This window comes from Paraburkholderia acidicola, assembly GCF_002362315.1.
Taxonomy (GTDB): domain Bacteria; phylum Pseudomonadota; class Gammaproteobacteria; order Burkholderiales; family Burkholderiaceae; genus Paraburkholderia; species Paraburkholderia acidicola.
Genome location: NZ_MTZV01000004.1, coordinates 1,145,851 through 1,167,293 on the forward strand (window position 1 = coordinate 1,145,851; position 21,443 = coordinate 1,167,293).

20 protein-coding genes are annotated in these 21,443 nt (G+C 60.2%); 15 read left to right on the forward strand and 5 right to left on the reverse strand.

The features are described 5' to 3' along the window. The first annotated feature begins 24 nt into the window (after positions 1 to 24). On the forward strand, positions 25 to 1,161 hold the full coding sequence (locus tag BWP39_RS15440) for a FecCD family ABC transporter permease (protein WP_096721544.1): 1,137 nt from the start codon (positions 25 to 27) through the stop codon (positions 1,159 to 1,161). Between the two features lie 31 nt (positions 1,162 to 1,192). Beyond that, on the forward strand, positions 1,193 to 2,011 hold the full coding sequence (locus tag BWP39_RS15445) for a heme ABC transporter ATP-binding protein (RefSeq protein ID WP_096721546.1): 819 nt from the start codon (positions 1,193 to 1,195) through the stop codon (positions 2,009 to 2,011). Positions 2,012 to 2,066: 55 nt separating this feature from the next. Here BWP39_RS15445 and BWP39_RS32540 read toward each other — a convergent pair whose 3' ends face one another. Then, positions 2,067 to 4,061, reverse strand: a complete 1,995-nt coding sequence (locus BWP39_RS32540; protein WP_096721548.1) for an oxidoreductase — start codon at positions 4,059 to 4,061, stop codon at positions 2,067 to 2,069. Positions 4,062 to 4,165: 104 nt separating this feature from the next. On the opposite strand from BWP39_RS32540, the gene BWP39_RS15455 reads away from it, so the two are divergent. Further along, complete coding sequence (locus BWP39_RS15455; RefSeq protein ID WP_096721550.1) at positions 4,166 to 5,071, forward strand: LysR family transcriptional regulator; 906 nt, start codon at positions 4,166 to 4,168, stop codon at positions 5,069 to 5,071. A 2-nt stretch (positions 5,072 to 5,073) separates the two neighbouring features. Here the strand turns inward: BWP39_RS15455 and BWP39_RS15460 are convergent, their stop codons facing one another. Next, on the reverse strand, positions 5,074 to 5,715 hold the full coding sequence (locus BWP39_RS15460; protein WP_096721552.1) for a TetR/AcrR family transcriptional regulator: 642 nt from the start codon (positions 5,713 to 5,715) through the stop codon (positions 5,074 to 5,076). 89 nt (positions 5,716 to 5,804) lie between these two features. Here BWP39_RS15460 and BWP39_RS15465 point away from each other — a divergent pair, with 89 nt between their 5' ends. Continuing rightward, positions 5,805 to 6,983, forward strand: a complete 1,179-nt coding sequence (locus BWP39_RS15465; protein WP_096722621.1) for a 4-hydroxybenzoate 3-monooxygenase — start codon at positions 5,805 to 5,807, stop codon at positions 6,981 to 6,983. A gap of 44 nt (positions 6,984 to 7,027) precedes the next feature. On the opposite strand, the gene BWP39_RS15470 is transcribed toward BWP39_RS15465, so the two are convergent. Next, positions 7,028 to 8,029 (reverse strand): alpha/beta fold hydrolase, encoded by a 1,002-nt coding sequence (locus BWP39_RS15470; protein WP_096721554.1) that lies wholly within the window; start codon positions 8,027 to 8,029, stop codon positions 7,028 to 7,030. 134 nt (positions 8,030 to 8,163) lie between these two features. Here BWP39_RS15470 and BWP39_RS15475 point away from each other — a divergent pair, with 134 nt between their 5' ends. From BWP39_RS15475 to BWP39_RS15500, 6 genes are all read left to right on the forward strand, one after another. Continuing rightward, complete coding sequence (locus BWP39_RS15475; protein WP_096721556.1) at positions 8,164 to 9,105, forward strand: CPBP family glutamic-type intramembrane protease; 942 nt, start codon at positions 8,164 to 8,166, stop codon at positions 9,103 to 9,105. Positions 9,106 to 9,110: 5 nt separating this feature from the next. After that, positions 9,111 to 11,063 (forward strand): aspartyl protease family protein, encoded by a 1,953-nt coding sequence (locus tag BWP39_RS15480; protein ID WP_170043859.1) that lies wholly within the window; start codon positions 9,111 to 9,113, stop codon positions 11,061 to 11,063. 18 nt (positions 11,064 to 11,081) lie between these two features. Then, a complete protein-coding gene (gene yfcF, locus BWP39_RS15485) occupies positions 11,082 to 11,714 on the forward strand; it encodes a glutathione transferase (RefSeq protein WP_096721560.1) in 633 nt (210 codons plus the stop codon). Positions 11,715 to 11,814: 100 nt separating this feature from the next. After that, complete coding sequence (locus BWP39_RS15490) at positions 11,815 to 12,414, forward strand: glutathione S-transferase family protein (protein ID WP_096721562.1); 600 nt, start codon at positions 11,815 to 11,817, stop codon at positions 12,412 to 12,414. Between the two features lie 35 nt (positions 12,415 to 12,449). Then, positions 12,450 to 13,130 carry a M15 family metallopeptidase gene (locus BWP39_RS15495; protein WP_096721564.1) on the forward strand — a complete coding sequence of 227 codons (681 nt, stop codon included), beginning with the start codon at positions 12,450 to 12,452 and terminating at the stop codon, positions 13,128 to 13,130. Positions 13,131 to 13,259: 129 nt separating this feature from the next. Beyond that, a complete protein-coding gene (locus tag BWP39_RS15500; RefSeq protein WP_096721567.1) occupies positions 13,260 to 14,012 on the forward strand; it encodes a hypothetical protein in 753 nt (250 codons plus the stop codon). 63 nt (positions 14,013 to 14,075) lie between these two features. Here BWP39_RS15500 and BWP39_RS15505 read toward each other — a convergent pair whose 3' ends face one another. Then, on the reverse strand, positions 14,076 to 14,924 hold the full coding sequence (locus BWP39_RS15505; RefSeq protein WP_096722623.1) for a helix-turn-helix domain-containing protein: 849 nt from the start codon (positions 14,922 to 14,924) through the stop codon (positions 14,076 to 14,078). A gap of 207 nt (positions 14,925 to 15,131) precedes the next feature. Here BWP39_RS15505 and BWP39_RS15510 point away from each other — a divergent pair, with 207 nt between their 5' ends. The 5 genes from BWP39_RS15510 to BWP39_RS15530 all read left to right on the forward strand — a co-directional run bounded on the left by BWP39_RS15510 (position 15,132) and on the right by BWP39_RS15530 (position 20,960). Continuing rightward, positions 15,132 to 16,442: an MFS transporter gene (locus tag BWP39_RS15510; RefSeq protein ID WP_157915147.1), complete on the forward strand. Its 1,311-nt coding sequence runs from the start codon at positions 15,132 to 15,134 to the stop codon at positions 16,440 to 16,442. 147 nt (positions 16,443 to 16,589) lie between these two features. Further along, positions 16,590 to 18,113, forward strand: coding sequence for an amino acid permease (locus tag BWP39_RS15515; protein WP_235851427.1), 1,524 nt, complete (start codon positions 16,590 to 16,592; stop codon positions 18,111 to 18,113). 37 nt (positions 18,114 to 18,150) lie between these two features. Further along, positions 18,151 to 18,930 carry an SDR family NAD(P)-dependent oxidoreductase gene (locus BWP39_RS15520; RefSeq protein WP_096721571.1) on the forward strand — a complete coding sequence of 260 codons (780 nt, stop codon included), beginning with the start codon at positions 18,151 to 18,153 and terminating at the stop codon, positions 18,928 to 18,930. A gap of 78 nt (positions 18,931 to 19,008) precedes the next feature. After that, positions 19,009 to 19,908, forward strand: a complete 900-nt coding sequence (locus tag BWP39_RS15525; protein WP_096722627.1) for a response regulator transcription factor — start codon at positions 19,009 to 19,011, stop codon at positions 19,906 to 19,908. Next, entirely contained in the window at positions 19,908 to 20,960 is a 1,053-nt protein-coding gene (locus BWP39_RS15530) for a helix-turn-helix domain-containing protein (RefSeq protein WP_096721573.1), read from the forward strand. The genes BWP39_RS15525 and BWP39_RS15530 overlap by 1 nt, the downstream gene beginning before the upstream one ends. On the opposite strand, the gene BWP39_RS15535 is transcribed toward BWP39_RS15530, so the two are convergent. Continuing rightward, a complete protein-coding gene (locus BWP39_RS15535) occupies positions 20,954 to 21,442 on the reverse strand; it encodes a c-type cytochrome (RefSeq protein WP_207556832.1) in 489 nt (162 codons plus the stop codon). The genes BWP39_RS15530 and BWP39_RS15535 overlap by 7 nt on opposite strands. Between the last annotated feature and the right edge of the window lies 1 nt (position 21,443).

The following is a 21,443-nucleotide window of genomic DNA, read 5'->3' on the forward strand; positions in this document are numbered from 1 at the left end:
CACGTCCGTAGTCGAAGAAGCGCGATGAATACATCCACCGCTGCGTCCGCAACCGGGCCATCTGCAGCGAGCGTACCGGGCCGTGCGGATAGCCGATCGTCCGCGCACCTGTCGGCAAAGCGGCGTCGCAAGGCACGCACGACGTTCGCGTTGTTGAGCATTGTGCTTGTTGTATCGACGGTTGCAGCCGCGTGCATCGGTGCGTACCGGATCACACCCGCGACGATCTGGGCGATCGTCGTGCACGGCGGCGCAGCGACCACCGGCGATGCCACACTCGACCAGGCGCGCGCCGTACTGCTGTCGATCCGGCTACCGCGCGTCGTTCTCGCGCTGCTAGTCGGCGCCGGTTTCGGTGCAGCGGGAAGCGCGTTGCAGGCGCTGTTTCGCAATCCTTTGGCTGACCCGGGGCTGATCGGCATTTCGAGTGGTGCCGCGCTCGGTGCGGCGGCGTGGATTGTCCTTGGGCCGTTGGTGGGCCTCGCTGGCATCGTGGGAACGACGGGCTTGCCGGTTGCTGCCTTTGTCGGTGCGTTGCTCGTCGCCGCGCTCGTCTACCGGTTGGCCGCAACGCGTGGGCGCGTCGCGTTGCCGTTGCTGCTGCTTGCCGGAATCGCGATCAACGCGCTCGCAGGCGCGGCGATCGGTCTGCTGACCTATGTCGCAAGCGATGCACAGCTTCGCTCGCTGACCTTCTGGAGCCTCGGTAGCCTGGCCGGTGCGCAGTGGCCAACCCTCGCTGTACTCGTGCCGTTCGTCGTCGCGGCTATCGCGATGATCGCGCGCCACAGCTATGCGCTGAACGCGCTGCAACTCGGCGAGACCGAAGCGCATCATCTCGGCGTGCCTACGCGTGCAGTGAAACGCTCGGTGCTGGTTGCGTCATCGCTGGGCGTCGGTGCGCTCGTGTCGTGTACCGGTGCGATAGGATTCATCGGGCTCGTTGCGCCGCATTGCGTGCGGCTCGTATGCGGTCCCGATCAGCGCGTGGTGATGCCAGCCGCGATGCTGCTCGGCGCGACGCTGACGATACTCGCCGATCTTGCCGCGCGTACCGTGGCAGCTCCCGCCGAAATCCCGCTCGGCATTCTGACTGCGTTGCTCGGCGCGCCGTTCTTCCTGATGCTGCTGTGGCGCAGTCGCAGCACACTCGGCCTATGAACGCCCGTTATCACGCGAAGGTTGCCGCACAATGCTGATCGCCAGTCACCTCCGCGTTGCGCACGGTGCTGCGACGATACTCGATGACCTGTCGCTGGTCGTTGAACCTGGCAGGCTCACCGCACTGCTTGGTCGCAATGGAGCTGGCAAGAGCACGCTACTGAAAATGCTGGCTGGCGATTTTCAACCGCACATGCCGCTTGGAAGTGCGCGACACGCGGGCACCATCACGCTCAACGGCGAATCGCTCGACACGATTGCGCCCTCGCGTCTCGCAGGCTTGCGTGCCGTGCTGCCGCAAGCATCGCAACCGGCATTTCCGTTCAGCGTCGAGGAGATCGTCTTGCTGGGCCGCTACCCGCATGCGCGTCGCGGCGCGATGTCGCGCGCAGACCTCGCGATTGCCGCGAGTGCGCTTGAACGTGCCGATGCGGATGGTCTGGCGGGGCGCGATATCACGACGTTGTCAGGTGGCGAACTGGCTCGTGTGCAATTTGCGCGGGTGCTCGCACAGATCTGGCCGACCGGTACACCGCAAAGCGCGGCGGACCGGCCCGCACGCTATCTGTTGCTCGACGAACCGACTGCGGCGCTCGATCTCGCGCATCAGCATCGGCTGCTATCGACCGTGCGTGCGTTGACGCGCGAGTGGCACATCGGCGCGCTGGCGATCGTGCACGATCCGAATCTTGCGGCACGTCATGCCGATTCGATGGCGTTGCTCGCGGATGGCGCGATCGTCGCGCACGGCACGCCGCGCGAGATCATGCAGGCGGCGTTGATCGAAAGGTGTTTTGGGTTTGCGGTGCGGGTGATTGATGCGGGTGGGGTGTTTGTGGTGCCGGTGTGACCGGATCGAAGCGCTCGACACCTCAAGTCGCCTCGCCTCGATCCGGTTCCCACAACTACGCGAACCGGATCACGCCTTTGCCGCGTCCATACCCGATCTTGTTTTGCTCGATGGCGTTCGCGGCGTCCGCTACTTCCGCGACCTTCGCGATGTCGACTTTCACATCGCCTCGCGCGACCATCGCCACGATGTCCGCGAGCTGCGCCTGATCGGGGCGCATCTGGAACCACACACCGTTCTTGCCGATCGGGATCTGCGTGAGGATCTCGGGGGCCGCGGTACTGACGATCCGGCCTCCCGCACGCAACACCTGCCACGAATCGGCTAGCGTCGTGCCGCCCACGAGATCGAGCACGAGGTCCACATCCGCGACATGTTCGTGGAACGCGGTAGTCCGATAATCGATTACGTCGTGCGCACCGAGCGAACGCAGATAGTCGGCGTGCGTACCGCGCGCAGTGACCACCACGCGCGCACCCGCACGCCGCGCGAACTGCACGGCGAATCCGCCGACACCACCCGCCGCACCGTGGATCAGCACGGTTTGACCAGCGGTCAATCCACCCGCATCGAACAACGCTTGCCATGCAGTCAGCGCAGTCACGGGGATAGCCGCTGCATGCACGTCGTCCAGATTTGGCGGCGTCGGCGTGAGGTTAGCAGCGGCAACCGCGACCCGATCCGCGTAAGCGCCAGGCCCGCTCATCGGCCCCATCACGCGATCGCCAATCGCAAAGTCTGTCACGCCAGCGCCGAGTGCGATCACCTCACCGGCAAGTTCACTACCCAGCGTGACAGGAAACGTCAACGGAAAAACGCTATGCAGCAGACCGTCGCGAACTTTCCAGTCGAAACCGTTGACGCCCGCCGCACGCACGCGGACGACAACTTCACCCGCGCCAGCAACCGGCTCGGCAATCCGCTCGATCTGTACCGCGTCGGCACCGCCGTATGCATGAATACGAAGCGCACGGTTCGTCGTGTTACCGGCGTCGAGTACCGGGTAATCGATGTAGCCGTCGGGGCCGGGCGAGTACAACGTATTCCGGTCCGGTGCGTTGAGCGGAGCGTCCGCAAGAAACCGTTGCGGCAGATCGGGGTTCGCCAGATACAGGCCGCCGAATACGACGGCATCCGCCTTCCCTTCCGCGATCGCCGCCTGAGCTGTCTCTTTGGTCAGCGCGCCGCCACGCAGATAAGCGCCACCAAACAGCGGCTGCAACGCACCGTGATAGTCGAACCCGCTCTTCGACCACGCGACATGCAAATAGGCCAGCTTGAGCGGTGCAAGCTGTTTCACCAGATAGCGATAAGTCTCGTGCGGCTCGGCATCGACGATGTCGTTAAAGCCCATCTCCGGCGAGATCTTGATACCGACGCGGTCGCCGCCAGCTTCGGCGGTCATCGCTGCGAGCACCTCCAGAATGAAGCGCGCGCGATTCTCCAGCGAGCCCCCGTACTCGTCCGCGCGCTGGTTCGTTCCCGACGACAGGAACTGCTCCGGCAGATACCCGGATGCGGCATGCAGTTCGACGCCGTCGAAGCCCGCTTCCAATGCGTGACGCGTGGCACGCCGATACTCATCGACGACACCGGCAACCTCCTCGGTCGATAACGTACGCGGCGTAACGAAATCCTGCTGCCCCGACGCGGTCCACCCCTGGCCGGCCGGACGAATCGAGGAAGGGGCAACCGGCGTGGCGCCGTCGGGCAGCATATCCGGATGCGAGATTCGCCCCGTATGCATGAGCTGCAGAAAGATGCGGCCGCCTCGTGCGTGCACTGCCGCAGTGACCGCGCGCCATGCATCGATTTGCGCAGCGGAGTGGATGCCCGGCGTACGGACGTAGCCCTTGCCCATCGGCGACGGGTAGGTTCCTTCGGTGATGATCAGGCCTGCGTCGGCGCGCTGGCCGTAATAGATGGCGACGAGGTCTGAAGGGACACCGCTGTTGTCATCGGCGCGGGAGCGCGTCATCGGGGCCATCACAAAGCGATTGCGGAGGGTATAGCGCCCGATCCGGGCGGTACTAAAAAGGTCGTTGCTCATGTCGGTTCTCCTGTTTAGGTCGGCATGGAAGCATCTTGCATTGCTTCATTGATGGATTAAACAGGCATAATTGAAAACACTGATCCATTAGTGGAGCAATCGACATGGAAGTGCTGAACGGCATGCGCCTGTTCGTCGAAGTCGCGAGAACCCGGAATTTCCGCCGCGCCGCCGACGCGCTGGGGATGCCCAACTCGACGCTGTCGCGGCAGATCGCGGAACTGGAGAAGGCCGTTGGACTGCGGCTTCTGCATCGCTCCACGCGCAAGGTGGAACTCACCGAAGCGGGCGAGGTGTACTTCAAACGCTGCCAGAGCATCGTCGAAGAAGCGCTCTCCGCGCACGAAGCGCTGCGCGACGTTGCGACGAAACCGAGCGGAACGTTGCGTGTCTCGATGCCGGTCGATCTCGCCACCGGCTATCTCGCGCCGATCCTGAGCGACTTCGCGCAGGCCTATCCGCTGATCGATTTCGAATTCGACGTGACGCCGCGGCGTATCGATCTACAGACCGAACCGTTCGATCTGGCGATCCGCATCGGCCAGCCGCCTGCTGCGCCGTCGATGCTCGTCGCGCGGCCGGTTGGGTTGTTGCCGCGCCATCTCTATGCATCGCCGGGTTATCTGAAGAGTGCGCCGACGCTCAAACATCCCGACGATCTGGCGTATCACGTGATGTGCGTTGCGCAAGGGACGACGAAACAGCCGGACGGGGCGAGAACCCTGCATCGCGGCAATGAGACCGTGACGGTCGTGACAGGGTCCCGTTTTGCGATGAATAGCATCGGTCTGGGTCGCGCGTTAGCGAAGCTCGGTGTCGGCATCGCTGTGCTGGACAACGTGCTTGCGCGTGAGGATGTTGTATCGGGGCAGTTGCAGCGCGTGCTTCCGGAATGGAGCCTCGCGCCCTTGCCTGTGCATGCGATTACGGAAACGCGGCTGTTGCCGGCACGGACGAGGTTGTTTATTGATTTTTTGAAGGCACGGTGGGAGGCGGCGGCGGGTGTTTAGTGTCATTCCGGTAGCGTCTCCGGATTCGCGCGAATTCCGAAGTAAGCGATGAGCATGTCGCAGAGCAGATCGGCCTGACGAACAAGTTTTGCCGCAGAGGTTCGCTCGTCCGTGGTTCTTTCGGCGAAGCTTGTGACCAGAAGGACGATGAAGTTGACGTCGAAGTCGAGGTCTTCCGTATCTGCGATTTCAAGCGCGTCTTTGATGAACGCCTTTGTCAGGGCTGCGCCCTCTGCAATCAGCGCCTTGAACTCCTTCGTCTGCTTGAGATCAACCGCGGCCGTCTTCAATGCCTGACGCAGATCCGCTTCCGCCGCCTCGATTCTGAAAAACTCGCGAATAAATTCCCGTAGCTTGCCCGGGTGATCGGAGCCAGATTGCTGGAGGATTGGCGATAGCTTCGCAAGCTGTCTTTCCCAGGCCGTCTGGGCTACATAAAAGAGCAAAGCCTGCTTGTTCGGAAAGTATTGATAGAACGAGGCGATGTTGACACCGGCCCTGTCGCAGACCTTATTGGCCGTGAAGCCGCCAGGCCCCTCACGACGCAAAATGTAAGTGGCAGCCTCCGCAATGGCGGCAACCGTCGCGATAGACCGCCCCTGTTTCGCCTGCTTTTTCAATGAGATATCTATCTTTCGCTTCACGCCGCAATTGACTCCAGCAATGTGATTAGAGAATGTAACTAAAAAATTATATTCTGATTCCATCGAAATCAAACGACGGAATGAACATCATGGAAGCAAATCGCGAGGAAACCTCGGTTGTCATCATTGGCGCTGGCGTGTCGGGTCTGACGCTGGCGACCTTCCTCCAGAGTGCGAGGGTGAATTGCGTGGTACTGGAGCGGCGCGATCGTGCAACCATCGAGGTACGTCAACGCGCCGGTGTCGTTGAAGCGCGCGGCGTGCGCATGTTTGAGCGGTGGCTGTTGGCCGATAAGCTTCTGGGCGGCCCTGTCGCGCAGACCATTGATTACCGCGTGAATGGCGTAGGCCGCATCTTTGAAACATCAGGAGACGACGGCAGTGAAGGTCAGTTTTGCACGCAGCAGATGCTGGTCGGCAACCTGTTGCGGGAACACATTGATCTGAGTGACGGCGACGTCCGCTTCGCGGTTGCGGACGTTGCAATCTACAACGAACAGGACTGTCGACCGAGCGTCAGCTATTCCGATTCGACGGGTCCGCACGAAATTCTTTGCGACTACATCGTAGGGTGTGACGGCGATCGCGGTGTTAGTCGCGCCTCGATTCCCGATGGCGTTCTCAGCAAGTTTAGTCATGAGTTTGGCTATGCGTGGTTGGCCGCGCTGGTCGAGGCTCCGGTAACTGGACAACCGGTCATGGGCGTAAGCGATCACGGTTTTGTCGCGCAACTACCTCGCGGCCCCGGTAGAAGCCGGTACTACCTCCAGTGCCCACTCAGCGACGGCCCCGAGGACTGGCCCGATGAACGGCTCTGGAATGAAATCCGGCTGCGACGGTGCGACAGCACGATCCAGAATGCCGTGGTGCATGACAAGGACTTCGTCCCCCTGCGCTCCGCGGTCTATGCGCCTATGCAATACAGGAATCTTTTCCTGGCTGGCGACGCCGCACACCTTGTGCCGCCTACCGGTGCGAAGGGAATGAATCTCGCCCTGTTCGATGTTGATGTCCTCGCTCAAGCGTTGACGAGCGCAGTACGGCATCACGACACAATCGGGCTGGAGCGTTATTCCGACACCGTTCTGCCGCACATCTGGAAGTATCAGGAATTCAGTGTCTGGATGACGGAAACGATGCACGACGCTGGCGACGCGACGCAGCACGGAACGTTTCGCCAGATGATCGCCCGTGCGCGTCTTGATACGTTGTTCGATTCATCGACGGCGGGGCGACTTCATGGTGAGTATCAACGTGGGGATATTTGAGCGTTGGTCTGTGATGAACATGTGACGCAACGGCGTATTGATCTCTAATGCTCCGCAAGAAAGTGGTCTACGTCTCGACCAAAACGCGCGGGCTGCTCGACAAACATGAAGTGGCCACTAGCCGGGTAGACCAAAAGCGTCGCTTGCTGCAGATTTCGCGTAAGCGTGCGTTGCTCTTCAACCGGAGTTTGAAAGTCGAGCTCTCCGGCGATGATCAGCACCGGCATGCTAATTCTCGCGAACTTCACAAAACGGTAGCGCGTAAGACCGTTGTTGAGCAACGCCCGAGCGCTCTCGCCGGAATTGCCAAGTCCATCGGCCGAGTCCACCTCTTCAACTACGCGTGCGACTCGTTCATCCGGAAACATATTGCGATCTATGTAGGCCTGCTCGCGCTGGTCCGGGTAAGCCTTGAAGGGATTGCAGTGTGGAAATGTCTTCCCAGCAGCGGCCTTGACCGCGCGTGTATAGGCGACCGGATCGGAACTTGCCAGGCGCGTGCATTGACTGTCCATGAGCGCGGGCATGTCGTTCGCTGTTGACGCCAGAACAAGCCGGGATACGTGTTCTGGATATCTGGCGGCGTACTCCAGCGCGAGAATCGTGCCAAACGAATGAGCGATGATGTCGATACGCTGCGCGCCTAGTTGTAGCCGCAATTCCTCAATATCCAGCACCATTCGATTGATGGAATAAGCACTTGAATTTTTTGGGCGCTGTGATCGACCACTACCGCGTTGATCAAGATAGATCATTCGAAGGTGCGGCTCTAACTCTGGACCAACATATCGTGCGAAGGTCTGGCTTCCTTCTCCGGGTCCTCCGTGGAGAAAGACAACCGGTGTTCCATTTGGCTGACCTGCTTCGCGGTACCAGAGACGGACGCCGTCGTTCGTTTTGAATACGTGGCTATTAGCGAGGAGCGTGGCTTCGTGAGGTGTGTCGGTTGAGTTAGGCGCTGGGGAATCGCCGGCGTTGCTCGTGGCGTGCGCACGGATTCCGATAAGAAGCGTTATGCAGACGCAAAGTATCGTAAGGTGTTTCATATCTTGATGGTGTAGTTTCCCGAGTTTGGTTAGCTTCGATCATTCGACGGCAGCGGATGAATTCTCGACAATCGTGAGATTGGACAGTTGAAGACTATAGACAAAGCAAACGTTGTTTCACTTGAACTGTGTTCATGAAACCAGAAAACGACTTTTCGCGTGCCTTTATCAATCTCGCCAACATGGGACGAATCGACTGGCGAAGTGTTATTTTGACTTACCTCCTGGTTAAATTCCTGAGTTTTCTGTTTACGCTCACTAGCGCGATCGTCGTGACTTCGCCCATTTTTTCCGAACATCGGTTGTTCCATATCCCGGTCGCGGACAGGACTCCCATATTCCGAGTGGTGGATGCCGCTGCCTATATTTTCGGATTTTGGCTCGCGTGCAAAAAAATTCTGCGCCGCCCGTTCCTGTCGCTCATCTCTACAGACCTGACGTTCGATATTCGACGTTGTTTGCGGGGTGCGGCGTTGTATCTCGCCGCCAATGCAATCAGTTTCATGGCAATTTCGCTTTTCACTTCGATGCGAGCGGGCGTATGGGTGATTGCACCTCGACACTTCGAGTGGCCGCATCACCGTGACCAGATTGTCATAGCGATGGTTAACCTATTCGTCATCCCATTCGCTGCATTCGCGGAGGAACTCTTCTTCCGGGCGTGGCTGACCCAGACCATCGGGCGCTACATACGCTCCTCGATCGTCGTCGTTGCGTTGGTTGCCGTGATATTTGCCGCTTTCCATACGCAATATGACTTGCGAATGAAGACGCTAATCTTCGTTGACTCACTCGGCTTCTCCGCCTTGAGCTTGCGTGACCAGCGCCTTGAGCTTGTGATCGGTGTGCATTCAATGATGAACGTCTGTGTGGCGCTGCAATTACTGTTCTTCACAGGCCCGCTACCTCATGCGCAGATCCCGGCAACCCCGTTCGATTATTGGAGCCTTGTAATTCTGAAATGCGTTCTTCCGATCGCGCTGATGTATGGCGTGCTGCAGAAAACGAGAGGGTGGTTTGTCCCGACCGACGCTCGTCTGACGAGTTCCGGCAATCTTCAGCCGGGACATCTATGAGGTTCATGCAACAATCGGCCAATCTCACGCTGTCGCGTCATTTCCCGACTCCATACGATCTACTCATGCCTTTTTCCAAATCGCGTCGGCCGCACTCATCACTCACACTTTCCCGCACTTGCCGCTTGATGGCGTTGCTCCTATCCGGCCTTGTTTTCTCCACCGCGCGAGCAGATTTTGCAGGAAGTGCATCAGATGCTGCACCAGACGTTAATAGCCAACGCAGCATCGTTTTGTCAACCGAGCAGACGGATTGCCGCCCTATGCTGATCGAAGGAACGGCCAGTTCAAAAGGTTTCGTCGGTAAATTCCTGATCGCAAGCGATCCGCAGGCACAAGTGGCAACCATCCAGGTAACCGACACTGGCCCCGCGAATTTCGCTTTTGGCGTGTCGGGTTCCCGCGCGTGGGTCACGGGCGCGGATGGTGTCGTCAGGGATGCGGACTTCGAGGGCTATCGGGCCGGCATCGTCAGCGACGCGTATTGGTTGGGCGGCGGTCTGTTGAACAAATGCTGGCCAGCGAAAATCACTTTCCTTAGAACCGAGCAGATCGACGGCACGAATACCGATGTCCTGGAGGTATTGCCGCTAGGTGGCAAGGTCACAACGGCCTGGGTCTCTCATACGACGCATTTGCCATTGCGCTGGTCGCGTAGGGACGAACCCGATGTAGCGACAACGACATACGCTGACTACCGTCACGTCGACAATCGACTCGCTCCGTTCAGGCAAAGCGTGGTGGATCGTGACAGCAATCGATGGGATCTCCATGACATCCGGATACAGTCCGGAGTCGACCCGAAGATCGTCGCTATCAAAGCGCGCAAACCCGATACAGTGATGAACGACTATGGCATCGATGGCGGCGAGACCACGACGGTCCCCATGAGTTCGAGGGAGGAACCTCACGTCAATGTTTTCCTCAATGGGAAAGGCCCTTTCAGTTTTCTGTTTGATTCGGGCGGTGCGCTCACCCTATCGAGAGCCACAGCGGAAGCCGCGGGTCTTAAGCTTGTTGGAGAAGGACACGACACGGGGTTTGCCGGAACCGCGATCACAACGCGATTCGCCAGAATCAAGGATTTACGTTTAGGTGCGGCGCATGTGCGGAATCAATACGCCGCCGTTCTCGACGAGGGCGCTGGTGGGAGCGCCGGGTCGATTGGCTACGAAGTTCTCGCACGCTTTATCACGACCTTCGATTTTCCCCGGCGTACCATCACGCTCTCTTTGACGCCGGATCGTATGGCGCTCGACGATTCACACGCGTTGCCTTTGATGCTCGACCACACCGTGCCGGTGGTAGCGGCTAAGATCGATGGAGTGGCGGATTATCTGTGGCTCGACACCGGGGCCAATGCCGCGCTCATCGTCAATCGGACATTCGCGAGCGTTCATCCCGCTGCTGCGCCGAAACGGCTCTATGACATTGGTATTCCGTTCACCGGAGTGGGAGGAAGCGGAACGACCAAGCTCGGACGGATCCCCCATCTGACCATCGGGTCGACCACGTTCGACGATGTAATCGGGATGTTCACGAGTTTCGATCGCGGGCTGAATACGGATTCGGAATTTGCCGCCGACATGGGTACTGCGCTGCTGAAGTCGAGCGTTTTGACGTTCGATTACCCTTCACATCGTCTCTGGCTCACGAGACTCGATGTGCCCGTCGATTCGGAAAACCAGGTCTATAACAGAGCGGGTTTCGGTATCGAATACGCGAATGGCAATGTTGCAACGGTAAGCTACGTCTCACCGGATTCTCCGGCCACCGAGGTGGGATTGCAGCAGGGCGATCGTGTGATCAAGATCGATGAACAACCGGTCTCTTCGCAAGCTGTCTCGCTGATTAAAGCGCGAGTCAAAACCATCGATAGCACGCCAATCAAACTCGCCGTTCTTCGGAATGGCAAGGTGCTGGATTTCACTGTTCAACCGCGCGACTATATTCAGTGACCTAAACAGGAGCCCAATGTGCCATCAACGAGTCTGCGCCTCTACGTCGATGCTCAATTCGCAAGCCCCTATGCGATGTCGGCCTTCGTGGCCCTGCACGAAAAAGAATTGTCGTTCGAGCTTGTCACCATCGATCTTGCCAGCAAGGCAAACCATGAACATGGATACGCAGCAAGTTCACTCACACAGCGTGTGCCCACACTGGTTCACGACAGTTTCGCTTTGTCCGAATCGTCGGCGATAGCTGAATACCTCGACGAGGTTTTTCCGGGCACCTCGTTGTACCCCAAAGATGCGATGCGGCGCGCCCGGGCACGGCAAGTACAAGCATGGCTGCGAAGCGATCTCATGCCCATCAGGCAGGAGCGCTCCACCGAGGTAGTCTTTTATGGCGCTTCCGCGCCGCCGCTATCTGCCGCCGCACTTTCCGCAGCGGGAAGACTGTTTTCTGCCTGCGAGTTATTGCTTACCGATCACTCGCCGAACCTCTTTGGCGAGTGGTGCATCGCGGACACCGACCTTGCTCTAATGCTGAACCGGCTCGTCCTGAATGGCGATACGGTGCCGCAAAGGTTGGCGGACTACGCGGCGCATCAGTGGCGAAGGCCGTCTGTTCAACGTTGGGTTGCTATGAATCGTCCTCCGTTGTGAGGCGTTCGGACCGGCCGTGGCCATTTGAGAAGTTCGATATGACCAACCCGAACGCTAACAATCGATAAAGCAAAGCCCACAACCACTCCGTCTTTTGAAAATGTCATTAACAATCTTCGGCACAAGTCGCTCTCGCGCTTTCCGAGTTCTCTGGATGGCAACCGAGCTCGGCCTTGAGTTTGAACATGAACCACTGCCATGGCAGTCCTGCCGGAACGACGCGCGGTACCTTTTGATAAACCCGGCCGGCACCATCCCCGCGATTTCGGACAGCGGTTTCGTGCTCGCGGAATCGCTTGCTATCAACCTGTATCTGGCGCAGAAGGCTGGAATGCTTTGGCCGCCGGACCCAAAGGATCAGGCGAAGGTTTTGCAATGGACGCTGTGGGTAGCAACTTCGCTTGAATCGGCCTACACCCAGTGGGCCTCTCATACCTATTGGCTGCCCGAATCAGCACGCGATGCGGCACAAGCAAACTCAGCCGCTGCCGAGATGCAAGGACCATTGGACCGCCTTGAGCTCGCGCTATCGGAATCTGGATGGCTCGTCGGGACTAGTTTTTCCGCGGCTGATTTGAATGTCGCAAGTGTTATCGGTTTTGTGAGTCGATTCGAACGGGAAAAGCGGCCACACGTAGCGGACTGGATCGATCGCTGTAAGGCTCGTCCGGCGTACCGGAAGGCCTCGACACTGCCTTAAAACATCACGGAAGCAAAACACGAATACCCGCAACGATGAACTTGCTCAGTCTTTCCGACCCACAGATCGCCACCATGCCCACAGTGGAGTGTGGGGAGCAGCTCGTTCCCCTTGTCGGCTTGCATCCCCAACTGTCAATTGACGATTCAGCTTCGAACATCGCCACCCTGGGTTATACGCCTGTATTTGCCGTGCGTAAGACAGTCGCGCGCCGACTAGTCGATGCTGCCACGAACCTACCGGCAGAATATCGCCTGCTGATAAAGGAATCCCTGCGTCCGGCCTCGCTGCAGAAATTCTATTTTGAACGACGATTAAAGAAGACTTTGGCGGAGCACCCCGGTCTAACCGAGCACGAGGCGATTGCGCGAACTGCACAGTTTGTTGCTCCGCCTTGGGTCGCAGGGCATCCAGGTGGTGGCGCTATCGACATCACCTTAAGCGATCACGATGGAGTGGAGCTCGACCTTGGCTGCGCCTACGACGAGGACGAAACCGCATCGAACGGCGCATGTTTCTCGCACTTCGTTGGCCTCCACCCAATTGCACGCGCACACCGTTCGACGCTGTTTGCAGCGTTAGAAAGTGCGGGGTTCGTCAACTACCCATTCGAGTGGTGGCACTGGTCGTATGGCGACCGGTATTGGGCCGTAGTGAAGCAGCAGCCGCATGCGATCTACGGGCCGGTAGAGGATGTGAACATTTTCACCGCGTGACTGTCAGTTGAGTTTAGGCGCCAGGTCCCCGCTGAGCGACCGCGCACGGCGGTAAGCTTCTGTCACAATAGCCCTCTGCCGTTTCAAAGCCGTGCCGCTGGCAACGCACCACAACTGACGTTTTCGCAAATGCGCATTTTCGGAATCAGCCTTTACATCATCATCGCCGTGTTCTTTGCGGTGCATGCCATGCGTACCCAGCAGAACATGTACTGGCTGCTGATCCTGTTTCTTTTCCCGGGCCTCGGCAGTCTGGTTTACTTCTTCGTTATTTACTTGCCGTCGCTGCGCCAGTCGCGCGGTGCAAGGGCGGCAACGCGGGCCATCTCGCAGCTTGTCGATCCTAACCGGGCAGTACGCGAGGCGCGCACGGATTTCGATCGCACACCGACCGTCGCACATCGCATGCGACTCGGTGCCGCACTGCTCGATGCAGGCAATGCCGCCGAAGCGCTGGAGCATTACCAACAGGCGGTGAATGGGCCGTTCTCATCCGATCCTGCGTTACTCGAGGGGCTCGCACGCGCGCAGTTTGCCAATGGTAATGCTGCAGCCACGCAGGAGACACTGGAAAAGCTGTTCGCGGTCCATCCCCCTGCCCGTCAGCAATCCGAGCCTGCCTTGCTGTATGCACGGGCCCTAGCAACCATTGGCGCACCAGGCACACGCGCCGCGTTCGAAACGGCGCTCGCCAATGCAAGCGACGCCGCACCGCGTTGCCTGTTCGCCGACTGGCTAACAGCACAGCCCAACGATGCCGACCGCCAGCGAGCGCACGAGCTTTACGCTGAGATTGTGCACGATGCGAAGCACTGGCCACGCCACGCGCGCGAACATAACAGCGAGTGGTTGCAACGGGCGCAGGCTGCGCTGAGTCGATAGTCCGCGGGAGATCGGAAGACAATCGTCACGGGGTAGAAAGGCGACCATCGCACGCCAACTACCTCACGTCGCCGCCTCCTCCATCAACGCAACATGCCGCACCTCACTCACCTCATCCGCCGGAAACATACATTCAATCCGCAGCTCCTGCGCAGCCACCGTCTGCGGCGTCCCCACCGTCGCGACCATCGAGAAATAATTCAGCACCTGCCCATCCTTGACGAAGCCAAGCGGAATAACCGGCAGCGTTGGCGACACCGGCAGCGCACTCAACGCCTTAGGCGATTTCCACTCGGCCTGTACATCGGGATAGTCGAGCAACGCATCGAGCAACTCGCGCGTTTTCTCATCGATCACCCGTCCAACCGACTCACGATAAACCCGCTGAATCAAACTCTTCGCCACCGCTTCCCAGTCGGCGATAAACGGACGCATGCCTTGCGGATCGAACATCAGATGCAGCAGGTTACGCGGGCTCCTGCGCGCCGACATATCGATGAAGCAGTTGAAGAAACGCAGCGTCGAGTCGTTGGTCATCAGCACATTCCAGTAGCGGTCCATCACCACCGCAGGAAACGGCTCGTGCTGGCGCAGCATCCGCGCAAGCGCGCTCGTTACGCCCTGCATTTCCTGCGCATTCCACGCACCTTCGGGATAGATCGGTGCATAACCGGCTGCCAGCAGCAGCGTATTGCGTTCGCGCAGCGGAATGTCGAGCGCCTGGGCAAGATCCATCAAGGTCTGGCGACTCGGCACACTGCGCCCGCCTTCGATGAAGCTGATATGTCGCTGCGACACACCCGCATCGAGCGAAAGATCGAACTGGCTCGTGCCGCGCACGTCCCGCCAGTGACGCATCAACGCGCCGAGGTCACTGGCGGGAGAGCGGGTATCGGTGGTGACGGAATTCATGGAGTGTTCGTTCGCAAGGCGTTCGGGGAATGATTCGATCATAGCGGTCGCGTGAATCCACACAACTACCTCCCAGGTAATGACCCACCCGCGGCCGACCCACCCCACAGTTCAGATTTTCAGATTCATCAGATAAGAATTATCCAATTTTCTTATTGTTCCAGAGCGCTTAACGTCGCCGAATCCAGTTTTCTCAGGACGGGCCGCGTGACACCTCAGACCGTACGCCTCTATGGAGCGGCAATCGCCAGCGCCAAGATCGGCACAGGCTTTTTCTTCCTCATCAACACGTGGCTGATCATCGAGATCACCGGGCGTCCGTCGAGCGCGGCGATCACGCTCGTCATGACGATTCTCCCGAGCCTGCTGCTGTCGCCGCTCATCGGTCTCGCCGTCGATCGCAGCGAGCCCGCGCAGCTCGCGTGGCGGGCAGAAGTTTTTCGCTGGCTCGTGCTGATGAGCTACGGTCTGCTCTATGCCGCCGGTTACGCGACGGCGCCCATCGCGTACCTGGTCAGCTTTCTGATCGCTCTCGGCAATGAAATCCAGGTGCTGGCGTGGCGAGCTGCGCTCACACGCCACGCTTCCTCCGAGCAGATGTTCCGCCTCAATGCGCTAACCGTCGTCACCGGGCAGACCGGGCAGATACTCGGCGCGGCGGCATCGGGTGTGGTGCTCGCGACCATCGGCGCGGCCGCTACGGTCGGCGTGGCGAGTACGAGCTATCTGCTGTCGGCGCTTGCCGGTTTCATCGTCGCGCGCCGGATGCACAGCACCGTGGCGCATCGCACCGACGCGCCCGAGCGCGGCATACGCCGGCATTTGAGCGATCTGCGCGACGGTCTGCGCCACATTGCACAACGTCCCGCGATCGCGTTCTTCTACGGGCTGATCCTCGCCAACCTGACCGTGATCTTCGGTATCAACGCGATGCTCGCGCCGTTCGTGCGCGAGGAACTGCATCTTGACGCCGCAGCGTTCGGCAAGATCGATGCGGGGTACGCGCTGGGGGCGATCGTCAGCGGGTTTTTCGTGGTGCGGCTGGCAAACCGTTTCGGTCGGCGCAACGTCCTGACGCTGGCGTTCCTCGTCGCGGCACTCAGCCTGCTGGTGTTCGCGCAATGCAGCGGCCTGATCGTCGCATTCATCACCTACGTCGGCCTTGGCGTCAGTTTTCAGAGCAGCGTGATCGCGCTGAGCGCGGCACAGCGCGCCGCCGATCCGCTCTATCAAGGCCGCGTGAGTGCGAGTTTCAACGTGCTCAATGGCCTCGCGGGTCTCGCTATTTACGGCATCGTCGCGCTGAGCGCCGGGCATCATCTCTATCGCCAGCTTTATCTCTGGCAGGCTGCGACCATGCTGATCATGGTTCCGATCGTGGTCCTCGCGAGCCGGCGCGAAGGAATCAGCCGGTTGCTCAAACCAGAAGCACCAGCGCTTGCACCCGAAAGGAAACGAACCACCGAACATCGCGGAACAACGCCCTCTCGACCAGCGCCGGAGACCATCGAAACATAAACACGAAGGCATGAGCCCGGCCGTCCACGGCCGGCTCAAGCCCGCATATCCCCTTCGGGACATTCAAAATCTTCCGCCACCGTCTCATGATGAGTCCGGCTTCGTGCGCCCCAGGCGACCGACGGCCTCATACAAAGGAGACAAATCGTGACGGAAAGAAGCGCTTTAAGCACCGATCTGCCACCAGGCAGCGCGACAGGTGTCAGCTACCAGGACGTTAGCGACAAATATTTCGAACAACGCCAACTGCAACGCCACGCGGGCTTCTTTACGCTGCTGGTGCTCGGCGTTGGAGCGGTGATCGCAGGGCAGTACTCGGGCTGGAATCTCGGGCTGTCGCAGGGCTTCGGCGGCATGCTGGCGGCGACGTTGATCATCGCCGTGATGTACGTCTTTCTCTGTTCGTCGATCGGCGAAATGGCGGCCGCGCTACCGCATACCGGCGGCGCCTATTCGTTTGCGCGGACGACGATGGGTCCGTGGGGCGGCTTTACCACCGGTCTCGCGGAAAACATCGAGTTCGTGCTCGCGCCGGCCGGCAACATGTTCTTCATGGGCGCGTATCTCGGCGCCATCTTCGGCACGCCCGCCGATGCGCAACCGCTCTGGTGGATCGCCGGCTACGCGGTGATGCTGCTGCTGTCGATGCGCGGCCTTGGCATGTCGATGCGGGTCGTCGTGATCGTGACGATCGCAGCGGTCGCCGTGCTGGCCTTCTTCTGTCTCGCGGCCATTCCACATGTCGACTTCGCGCATCTCGCGCTGAACCTCGGCGCAGATAGCGCGGGCAAACCGGTCGAACTGCCGGCAGGTCACGGCCCGTGGTTACCGTTCGGCGCGACCGGCATCATGCTGGCGCTGCCGTTCGCGGTCTACATGTTCCTCGCCATCGAGCAACTGCCGCTCACCGCCGAAGAAGCGCACAACCCCACGAAGCACATGCCGATGGCATTGATGTTCGGCATTCTGATCCTCGCGGTGCTCGCGCTGTCGATCGTGTTCTTCAGTGCGTCCATTCCGAATGGTGCGTTCGCGCTTAGTACGTCGGGGGAGCCGCTACTCGATGGTTTCCGTTCGCTGTTCGGCCATACGGCGAGCAAGATTCTCGCGGGCGTCGCCGTGCTGGGTCTCGCTGCGTCGTTCCTCGCAGGCAGCTTCGCCGCGGGTCGCAACATCTATTCGTTGTCGCGTGCCGGCTATCTGCCGACTGCGCTCTCCGTCACGCATCCGGTCAAGAAGACGCCGAATCGTGCGCTATGCGCCGGCTCGCTGCTGGCACTAGGCGTACTGATGGCGTTCTGGTTCACCTTCGGCCGACGCGACAACGCGCTGATGGGCGGTGTCCTCGTCAGCATGATCGTGTTCGCCGGGATGATCTCGTACATCTTCCAGAGCCTCTCTTACATCCGGCTCAGAAGCCTTCACGCGGGCTTGAAGCGTCCGTTCAAGAGCCCGTTCGGCATCTTCGGTGCGGTCGTGACGATCCTGATTGCCGGCGCGACGCTGCTGTTCCAGTTCGTCGATCCGGTCTACAAGTGGGCCGCACTGGGCGCCGCCGTCTGGTATCTGCTCGGCCTGAGCTACTTCGGCCTGTATCGCCGCCATCACCTCGTGCTGTCGCCCGAAGAAGCCTTCGCCGTCAGCGGCGGCCGGCGCGGCATGCCCGATTGATCTCACCGTATGACTCTCAACTGGAAAGGGTAATGTCATGAATGCACAGTCGACAGGCCGGCTGGCCGGCAAGGTCGCCATCATCAGCGGCGGCGCGGGCGGCTGCGGTGCCGCGGCGGCATCGCTGTTCGCCGCGGAAGGCGCGCAGGTCGCCATCATCGATCGCGATCCGGCCGCGGGCCAGGTGCTTGCGGCGCGCATCAACAGCGGAGGTGGTAGCGCCATTTCATTGGCCGCGGATGTGTCGCGCGCAAAAGACGTCGAGGAAGCCATCGCCGCGACCCACCGCCTGCTCGGCGATGCGGACATCCTCTTCAATCACGCGGGCACGCTGATCGTCAAACCGTTTCTCGATGTCGAAGAAACCGAGTGGGACTGGTTGATGGCGGTCAATGTAAAGAGCATGTACCTGATGACACGTGCGGTGTTGCCGCAGATGCTGCGCAAAGGCAAAGGCAGCATCGTTTGCACGTCGTCGATTTCCGCGCTGTACGGCACACCGGGCGAAGTGCTGTACGACACGACCAAGGGCGCGTGTCATATGTTCGCGCGCGCGATCGCCGTCGAGTATCGCGACCGTGGCATTCGCTGCAATGCGGTAGCGCCTGGCTTTATCCGCACGCCGCACGGCATTCGCGAATTGCGCGACCTGCAGGCGATGGGCGTGGCGGCATCGGAAGCGGCGATCGCCGAACAGCAGGGCCGGCTGTGCGAACCGGAAGAAGTCGCGCGCGCCGCGCTGTTCCTCGCCTCCGACGATGCGAGCTTCGTCAGCGGCACGCATCTGTTCGTCGACAACTGCTTTTCGGCGGTTTGACGCATGGCCCCGGCACAACATACGATGGCTGGATTCGGTGTGCAGTCGCACCCATCGTATCGTTCCGAGGCCATTTTCATGAGCGTTTCCCCCGCATCGCGGCCGCGCCGTGCTGGCGATGGCCGCGATATTGCCGCCTGGCAGAACGCCGCGCCGACGCTGGTCGAGCTGATCGGACAGGATGCGTTCATGCGCCAGCTCGACGACACGCTGCAGTTACTGGTCGAGTTCGATCTGAGTTGTGTGCTGCTCTACGTGCGTTCGCATTCGCCGGCATTGCTGCACGACAACCTGAACGGCGTGTCCGAACTCGATGCGATGCGTAACTATCTGAACGGCACCTATCTGCTCGATCCGGTTTACTCCGCGTGTATGGATCGCGTGGCAGCCGGCCTGTACCGCATGGCGGAACTGGCGCCGGACGAATTCTTCGACAGCGACTATTACCACTCACCGTATGTGCATCCGTGCATTTCGATGACCTCGGGCTCGCTCGCTGAAGAGATCGTCTTTATCGGTAGTCCTGCGCCCGATACCTACGTGGCTTACTCGTTGATGCGCAGCAATGGCCGGACGCGCTTCACCGATGAAGACATTCATTGTCTTGACGCGGCCCAGCCGCTGCTCAATGCGCTGCTGTGCCGTCACTATCTGATGATTGCGCCGCCCGCTGCGAGTGCAACGGCCACATCGGCCGCGCCACAGCAAGGCGACGTGGCAGGTTACCTGCATGCCGCCTTCGCCGATTTCGCCACCGATATCCTCACGCTGCGCGAGCAGGAGATCGTGAGTCTGATCCTGCGCGGTCATTCGAGCCTGTCGATTGCGCGCACGCTGCAGATCGCCGAAGGGACGGTAAAGAACCATCGCAAGCACATTCATTTCAAGTTGGGCATCTCCAGTCAGTCGGAGCTGTTTCATCGTTTCGTCAAGCATCTGTTGACGCGTTCTGCTGCGCTTCCTCAGGTACCGCATTGATGTCAATCGCTGCCCCATCCACCGTCGAATTGCACCGCAGCCGCGACATCGAAGAGCAGGCTGGGTTGCTGAGTAACTGGCATCAGTCGTACTGCCAGATTTCCCGCGGCACCTTCGATGGCTCGGTGACCGTCATCGAGATCGGTGGCGTGTGCATTCTCGTCGAGAAGATGAACCGCGTCGTGTTCCAGCGCGGCTACGTCGCCGACACGATCGCCGTCGGCGTGCCGTTTCAGCTGGGCGGCCACGCGCGCATGTGCGGACAGACCAGCCATACCGACGGCCTGCACATCTTTTCCGGCGATCGCGAGTTCGAACTGGTGTCGCCGGACTGCTACCTCGATTGCAATATCGAACTGGACGCGCAGCGTATCGAATCGTTGGGGTCACCGCTCGCGTGTGCGGGACTGCAGCGTATTGCGGCGTTGTTGCCTGCGTCTCCTGGCATCATGACCGTCGATCACAGTCTGCTGCACCGGTTCCGCGCACGGCTCATGGCGCTGTTTGAGATCGCTTCGTCGGCACCGCATCTGCTGTCGGACAGCGCGTTGTGCGCGCAACACGAGCAATCGGTCGTGCTGGATCTCGCGGCGTTGCTCGAAGACGAGATCAGCGAATGCAGGCCGCCGCAGAGCCATGCCGCACGCGACTGGTCGCTGGTCGCTGCCGCACGCGATCTGATCGAATCGAGCGATACGTGCCCGCTGTCGGTTGCCGAACTTAGCGCGCAACTCGGCGTCGCGACACGCACGGTCTACCACGCGTTCCAGAATGCACTCGACGTCAAACCCGTCGACTACCTGCGCGCAGTCCGCCTGAACCGCGTGCGTCATGAACTGCAGAACGCGCAGTCGGTGACCGACGCCGCGGTGCGTTGGGGGTTCCTGCATTTCGGCCGCTTCGCACACGACTATCACGCGATGTTCGGCGAGCAGCCGTCACAAACCTGGCGACGCCTTCACTCGAGCGGCACGCACGATGCCGGTATCGTGCGCGGCTTCGCAAGCGGAAGTGGACTACCCTCCAGACGCGAAGCAGGACCGTTTCAGTAAGACGGCTTCATCGCCGCGATGCCCTGCTGATGCAGCAATTCGACCAGATACGCACGCCGCTGTGCAACTTCAGCAAGCGCCGGGCGACGCAGACGGGCAACTTCTTCGGCGGTGTACGGATGAAAGTCCGCCGGCAACTCTTCGCGGTTGTAGCTCATCAACAACCAGTTCACGACTTCGGCCAGCTCGCTATCGTTGAGCGCCGAGTTCGATGCGCCCGGCACGCGCACGGCGAATTCGCGCCCCTGCGGCAGATGCATGAAGTGGCCCAGCGAGTGGCGCAGCGGCGGGATCTTGCCCGCGACTCCCGCACCGGTCGGCGAGTGACAGCCCATGCAGTTCAGCGTGTAGTTCTGCAGTGCGCGCGCGTTGTCAATCGTCTGCGTCTGCGCATGCGTACTCGCCGCACCGCACGCGAGCGGTAGCAGGAACGGGAGACCGCATCGCCGTATCGTGCGAATCACACGGCTGACCATCCACATC

Bases quoted from the DNA above. Each gene is read 5' to 3' on its own strand.
- BWP39_RS15490 (WP_096721562.1), top strand. From the start codon at position 11,815: ATGTCATTAACAATCTTCGGCACAAGTCGCTCTCGCGCTTTCCGAGTT.
- BWP39_RS15495 (WP_096721564.1), top strand. From the start codon at position 12,450: ATGAACTTGCTCAGTCTTTCCGACCCACAGATCGCCACCATGCCCACA.
- BWP39_RS15465 (WP_096722621.1), top strand. From the start codon at position 5,805: ATGGAAGCAAATCGCGAGGAAACCTCGGTTGTCATCATTGGCGCTGGC.
- BWP39_RS15440 (WP_096721544.1), top strand. From the start codon at position 25: ATGAATACATCCACCGCTGCGTCCGCAACCGGGCCATCTGCAGCGAGC.
- BWP39_RS15445 (WP_096721546.1), top strand. From the start codon at position 1,193: ATGCTGATCGCCAGTCACCTCCGCGTTGCGCACGGTGCTGCGACGATA.
- BWP39_RS15525 (WP_096722627.1), top strand. From the start codon at position 19,009: ATGAGCGTTTCCCCCGCATCGCGGCCGCGCCGTGCTGGCGATGGCCGC.
- BWP39_RS15520 (WP_096721571.1), top strand. From the start codon at position 18,151: ATGAATGCACAGTCGACAGGCCGGCTGGCCGGCAAGGTCGCCATCATC.
- BWP39_RS15535 (WP_207556832.1), bottom strand. From the start codon at position 21,442: ATGTGGATGGTCAGCCGTGTGATTCGCACGATACGGCGATGCGGTCTC.
- BWP39_RS15470 (WP_096721554.1), bottom strand. From the start codon at position 8,029: ATGAAACACCTTACGATACTTTGCGTCTGCATAACGCTTCTTATCGGA.
- BWP39_RS15505 (WP_096722623.1), bottom strand. From the start codon at position 14,924: ATGAATTCCGTCACCACCGATACCCGCTCTCCCGCCAGTGACCTCGGC.
- BWP39_RS15455 (WP_096721550.1), top strand. From the start codon at position 4,166: ATGGAAGTGCTGAACGGCATGCGCCTGTTCGTCGAAGTCGCGAGAACC.
- BWP39_RS15500 (WP_096721567.1), top strand. From the start codon at position 13,260: ATGCGCATTTTCGGAATCAGCCTTTACATCATCATCGCCGTGTTCTTT.
- BWP39_RS32540 (WP_096721548.1), bottom strand. From the start codon at position 4,061: ATGAGCAACGACCTTTTTAGTACCGCCCGGATCGGGCGCTATACCCTC.
- BWP39_RS15480 (WP_170043859.1), top strand. From the start codon at position 9,111: ATGCAACAATCGGCCAATCTCACGCTGTCGCGTCATTTCCCGACTCCA.
- BWP39_RS15530 (WP_096721573.1), top strand. From the start codon at position 19,908: ATGTCAATCGCTGCCCCATCCACCGTCGAATTGCACCGCAGCCGCGAC.
- BWP39_RS15475 (WP_096721556.1), top strand. From the start codon at position 8,164: ATGAAACCAGAAAACGACTTTTCGCGTGCCTTTATCAATCTCGCCAAC.